Here is a 6035-nt window from a genome sequence, read left to right as displayed (position 1 = left end):
GCGGGCGTGGGGCCACGGGCTCCGTGAGGGCGCGGTCAGGCCGACGAGGCGGCCGCGGCCGTCGCGACGTACTGCGCGGCGGCCTCTGCGCGGTTGGCGGCACCGATCTTCGCGAGGATCGCCGACACGTGCACTGACGCGGTCTTCGGGCTGATGAACAGCCGCTGCCCGATCTGCGGATTGGTGAGCCCCTCGGCGACGAGCTCGAGCACCTGAAGCTCCCGCGGCGTCAGCGAGGCGACGATCCCGGCCTCCGTCTCGGACTCGGCGGCGGTGCCTGTGGGAACGAGACGGGCCTGCGCCGCGAGCTCCGCGGCCCAGCGCGCGGCGCGCGCGACACCGAGCGCCGGCGCCTCGGCCGTGATCGCGGCCAGCAGGTCTGCGGCGTCGTCGCGCTCGCCGGCGTCGATCAACGCCCAGGCCAGGCGGCAGCGCGCCGTCTGCAGGTGCCACGTCGGCATGCCGCCGGGGGTCAGCTCGTCCACGATGGCTCGCCACGCCGTCACGCGGTCGTCGGCCGGGGCGCCGTCGCCGTCCGCGAGCACGGCGCGGACGAATCTCGACACGCGACCCGCGAGCTCGTTGTCGGGCCAGCCGTCGAGGGCTCGTTCGATGCGCGCCCGCACTTCGGGGTCGCCTGAGCGCCCGGGGGAGTGCGTCAGCAGCGCCGCCGTGAGCACGGCATAGCGGGCCACCGTGCGGCTGCCCTCCGGATGCTCGGCGGCGGCCAGCACGGCGGTGACGGCATCCGTGTCCTCCCGGGCGTGAAGGGTCAGGGCGGCATCCGCCCGCTCGACCACCCACCAGGCGGCCTTGTCGGGATACAGGCGCTGCGCCTCCTCGATGCGGCCGCGCTCGGTCGCGAGCAGGTCATCGCGTTCGCTCGGGCGGTCGTCCCACGCCAAGTGCGACGAGAGCAGGCGCAGCGTGGAGGCCGCATCGGCGCGGCTCATCAGCCGTCGCGCGCGTCGCGCGTAATGGAGCGCGGTCTCGGGTTGTCCGGTGGCGAACAGGGCGAACGCGACCGATTGGGCGATCGCCGCTCCCGAGCCCCGTTCGATGCCCGCGCGGACGACGTCTTCGTAGTGCTGCGTGCCGACGACGACGGCCTCGTCGAGGCGCCCGGCCGACACCAGCATGTGGGTGAGCGCATTGCCCACGTAGGCGCGCATCGACGGGTCGAGCCGCAGAGCGACGGCGCGCTGCAAGGGCGCCAGGGCTGCCGAATCCTCGTCCTCGTCGCGGGCGAGCCGCCACGCTTCCACGGTCAGTGCGACCGCCAACGCGGCGTCGTCGCCCACCTCTTCGGCGAGGGCGATGGCGCGGGCTGCGTGCTCCGCGGCATCCGTGCCGTGCTCGTCGATCGCCATGTTGGTGAGCACGCGCGACAGCAGCACCCGGGCGCGGCGGTCGTCGACGCCCTCCAGCAGTGCGACGGCCTCGTCGAGGTCGGAGGGGTGGCCGGTGTGCTCGAGGTTGAAGGTCTGGACGTACCGCTGCCGCATCAGCGCCGCGCGCATGAGCGGATCGTCGGGGCAGACCGCGAGGCCCTCGTTGGCGGACCGCAGGGAGCGCTCGGGATCGCCGAGGTCGTGCCAGTCCTGCGCCGCATCGAGGTGCAGTGCCGGCAGGCTCGTGCCCGCGCGGGCCTCGGCGTCGGGAACCTGTTCCCAGAGCTCGGCGAGACGCTCCGCCAGCTTCGCGGAGGTGGCGGGCGAGAACCGCGTGCGGGACTGGTGGAGCGCGGCGACCGTCGCATCGAACGCCGCCGGCAGGTCTCGGGCGACGAGCCAGTGCTCGGCGACGGCGGAGGCATCGTCGGGCGAGTCGCCGCGGTGGTCGCCCAGGTGCTCGGCGTAGCGGCGATGCACCCTCACCCGCTCGCTCGGCAGCATCTCGGCCTCGACGGCCTCCCGCGTGAGCGCGTGGCGGAACGCGTAGCCGGCGCCGTCGGCGGTGATCACGCGCGTGTCGATCGCCTCTCGCACCGCGGCGTCGAGCACCTGTTCGTCGAGCGTCGCCACGGCCGAGAGCACGTCGTCTTCGACGTGCACTCCGCCCGCGGCCATCGTGCGCACGACCTGCTGGGCCTCTGCGCCGAGCCGCATGTAGCGGGCGAGCACGAGCTCCCGCAACGTGTCGGGCAGGGCGCGGTCGCCGAGATCGACCAGCTCTTCCACCAGGAACGGGATGCCGCCGCTGCGCTCCGCGAGCGCTTCGACGACGCGCGGGTCCAGGCCGCTCGCCAGCTGTTCGACCTGCTCGGCGACCTCGTCGAGTGTGAGCGGCACGACCTCCACGCGCACGACGGACCGAGTGCGGTCGAGCTCGGCGAGCACGGGCCGCAGCGGGTGGAAGCGGTCGATGTCGTCGGAGCGGTAGGTGGCGACGATCGTGAGCCGCCGGCCGCGGAGCGTGCTGGCCAGTGTCTTCAGCAGAGCCATGGTGGCGGCATCCGCCCACTGCAGGTCTTCGAGCACGACGACGACGTGGCGGCGCCGCGACAGTCCCTCGAGCAGCACTTCGATCGCCTCGGCGAACTCGCCGGCGGGTTCGTCGTGCTCGGTGGCCGCGTCGGCGATGCCGGGAACCAGCGCCGCGAGGCTCGCGATCGCTGCGGCCGAGCCGGCGGCCTGGCGCAGCGTTTCGGTGCCGACGGCCTCGTGCAGGTCGCGCAGGACGCGCCGGATCGGCCCGAACGGCGCGCCGATCGGGCCGAGGTCGACGCACTGCCCGAACGCCACGACGGAACTCGACGCATCGTCCTCCACGTCGGCGGACGGATGCCCCGCCCCGAAGTGGTCGGTCGTGACGAGTGCCAGGAACTCCTGCACGAGCCGTGTCTTGCCGACACCCGCCTCGCCGCGCACAACGACCGTTCGGGGGCGACCCCCGGCGGCCTCGTCGAACGCCTCGAGCAGGGCGGCGAGCTCGTTGTGCCGGCCGACCATGCGCGGGCTCGAGGGGAGTGCGGGCATGTTCATATGGTGGCACTCCCCACCGACGCGCGGAGCGTCATCGCGTGGCGACCGGTCATCGCGTGGCGACGGACGCGGCGCTTCGGCCCGAGGCGACGCCATTGCTTTGCGGTGCTGCGCGGTGCGACGCGGCGCGGAGCCAGGCGGCGAGCGGACGGCGGTGCGGGCGCGCGGAAGATGTGCCCCGCTCTCGCCGTGCGACGATCAGCTCGTTCTCGCGAGCGAGGTCCGCCGCGCGGTGCTGTTCGAGGATGTAGCCGGTGTAGGTGATGTCGTTCACGAGTCTCTCCTGTCTGCGGCGGAGCCCGATGCGGGTCCCGGTCGTGCTGACAGGTACGACTCTTCTCTCTAAGGCGGGTCCACCCCATCGGGCGATCGCCTTGTCTTGGCGGGCTCCAGGTCTTAGGCCGAGGCCGCGGCGGCCTAAGACCGGTCTAAGACCGTGCCTACGTCGGGCTGCGATCCGGTGCGAAGGTAGGGCGAGCGTGGGCTCAGCCCGCGACGGGCCGTTTCGGCCGCGCCCACCGCGCCGGCAGGTCGGTGCCGTCCCACACCTGCACCGCGCCCCAGGCCGCGGCGGTGATGGGCACCGCCAGCACGGCGCCGACGATGCCGCCGAGGACCGTGCCTACCGTCAGGGCGACCAGGATGACGAACGCGTGCAGCTTCATCGACCGGCCCATGAGCACGGGCTGCAGGAAGTTGCCCTCGAGCTGGTTGACGAGCACGACCACCCCGACGACCAGGAGGGCGTTGATCGGCCCGTTCGCAACGAGTGCGACGAGCGCGGCCACGATGCCGGCCACTGTCGCGCCCACGATCGGGATGAAGGCGAGCAGGAAGACGAGCACCGAGAGCGGGATCGCCAGCGGAACCTGAAGGATGAGCAGACCGATCAGGATGCCGATGGCATCGACGGCGGCGACGGTCGCCGTGCCGCGCACGTACGAGCCCAGCACCGTCGTGGTCTTGTCGCCGATGCGGCGCGCGCGCAGGTAGTTCGCCCCGCGGAACGGCCGCAGCATGAACTCCCACATCTGGGGACCGTCCTTGAGGAAGAAGAACAGGATCGTCACCATGAGCACGAGCCCGGTCACGAAGTTCGCGACCGCCCCGACGCCGGCGAGCGCGCCGGAGCCGAACTGCGCGCTCGTGACGAAGTCGGTGAGCGTCTTCACCCACTCATCGAGCTGATCAGGCTGCACGAAGTCGAACGGCAGCGTCTGCATCCAGGCGAGTAGACGCTGGAAGCCGTCTTCGGCTTGCGCGTACAGGTCGTCCCACTGGTCGCGCACCGCCCAGACGATGAGCCAGCTCAGGAGGCCCAGGATCACCACGATGGCGAGCAGCGTGATCAGCGTCGCGAGGATCGATGGGATGCCGCGCCGCCGCATCCAGCTCATTACCGGGTTGAACGCGCACGCGAGGATCAGCGCGATCACGAGCGGGATCGTGACGAGGGTGAGCGACTGGATCGCGAACACGATGCCGGTGACCACCACGACGACCACGATGATCTGGATCGCACGGATGCCGAGCTTGCCGAAGCCGTCGGCCCACAGGCTCCACGGCGCGCGGGTCGCCCGGGGCTCGACGTCGTGCGCGTCGACGACGATGCGCTGGGGGTCGTTTCGGAACAGTCCCATGCCGCGAGGGTAAGCGCCAGAGGCCTTCCCGCTCTGCGGGTTGCGCGCGAGTCCCGATCAGGGCTAGGCGAACGCGCTCATGCCGGTGATGTCGCGGCCGATGAGCAGCGCCTGCACGCTCTCCGTGCCCTCGTAGGTGTGGATCGCCTCGATGTCGGCCATGTGCTGCATGACGCCGTTCTCGAGCAGGATGCCGTTGCCGCCGAGCATGTCGCGCGCGGTCGAGGCGATCCGTCGGGCGGCGCGGGTGTTGTGGTACTTCGCCAGCGAAGCCTGCGTCGGACGCAGTTCGCCCCGCTGCTCGAGATCGGCCATCCAGCGGCAGTACAGCTGCATCGCGGTGAGCTCTTCGAGCATGTTCGCAAGGCGCTCCTGCACCATCTGGAACTTGGCGAGGGGCCTTCCGAACTGGATCCGCTGCTGCGAGTAGGCGAGCGCCGCCTCGTAGCAGGCGGTGGCGTGGCCGAGCGCCGACCACGCGACGCCCGACCGCGTCGAGTAGAGCACGGTCGAGGCATCCTTGAAGCTCTTCGTGCCGGGGAGCACGGCGTCGAGGGGCACCCGCACGCCGTCGAGGACGATGTGCGCCTGGTGGATGCCGCGCAGCGACGCCTTGCCCTGGATCACGGTGCCGGTGTACCCCGGCGTGTCCTGCTCGACGAGGAAGCAGCGGACAGCACCGTGGAACTCGTCGTCGGCCTCCACGCGCGCCCACACGAACGTGATGCCGCCCGACGCGCCGTTGCCGATCCACTTCTTCGCACCGTCGATCACCCACGAGTCGCCGTCCTTGCGGGCGACGGTCTCGAGGGACACCGAGTCGGATCCGTGGTCGGGCTCGGTGAGGGCGAAGGATGCCGGAACCTCGCCGCGCGCGACCGGCACGAGCCAGCGCGCCTGCTGCTCGTCGCTGCCGAAGAGGGCGAGCGTGCGCAGGGCGAGCCCTCCCTGGACCGCGAGGACCGTGCCGAGCGAGCCGTCGCCCCGCGAGATCTCCATGTTCACGAGACCCGCCGCGAGCGGCGAGAGCCGGGTGAGCGCCGGGTGCACGATGCCGTCGTTGAAGAGGTCGAGCTCACCCATGCGCATGGCGAGTTCGAGCGGGTACTCGGCGGTATCCCAAGCATCGAGCATGCGCGTGCCGACCTCGTCGATGTAGGACTCCGCGCGTTCCCGCGCCTCGCGGTCGGCGGCCGGGATGTCGGCGAACACGGCGTAGTAGTCGGTGCCGCGGCGGGCGGTGACGTCGTAGCCTTCGACGCTCTGACCCGGGCGGGGCTGGAAGTCGGTCATGGTCGGGCTCCTGACGCCGTGTGACGGGTGCTGCGGCATCCGGTTCGAATGGAACTGAATCCCACGATCCATAGTACTCAGTGTCACCGGGTTCCTGCCTGCCGCGTTTCGTCTCGCT

General features: G+C 71.4%; 4 protein-coding genes. All 4 read right to left on the bottom strand.

The features are described from left to right. Positions 1–35: 35 nt before the first annotated feature. Positions 36–2978: an AAA family ATPase gene (locus tag B1729_RS18565; protein ID WP_163634254.1), complete on the bottom strand. Its 2943-nt coding sequence runs from the start codon at positions 2976–2978 to the stop codon at positions 36–38. A 55-nt stretch (positions 2979–3033) separates the two neighbouring features. Continuing rightward, positions 3034–3258 carry a hypothetical protein gene (locus tag B1729_RS18560; protein ID WP_163620696.1) on the bottom strand — a complete coding sequence of 75 codons (225 nt, stop codon included), beginning with the start codon at positions 3256–3258 and terminating at the stop codon, positions 3034–3036. 211 nt (positions 3259–3469) lie between these two features. After that, positions 3470–4624, bottom strand: a complete 1155-nt coding sequence (locus B1729_RS18555) for an AI-2E family transporter (protein WP_163620695.1) — start codon at positions 4622–4624, stop codon at positions 3470–3472. A 63-nt stretch (positions 4625–4687) separates the two neighbouring features. Continuing rightward, complete coding sequence (locus B1729_RS18550) at positions 4688–5917, bottom strand: acyl-CoA dehydrogenase family protein (RefSeq protein ID WP_163634252.1); 1230 nt, start codon at positions 5915–5917, stop codon at positions 4688–4690. Positions 5918–6035: the final 118 nt, after the last annotated feature.

It is taken from the genome of Microbacterium sp. B35-04, from assembly GCF_010634885.1.
GTDB lineage: Bacteria > Actinomycetota > Actinomycetes > Actinomycetales > Microbacteriaceae > Microbacterium.
Note: the sequence above shows the minus strand (reverse complement) of the source record. Positions and strands in the feature narration are given on the sequence as shown.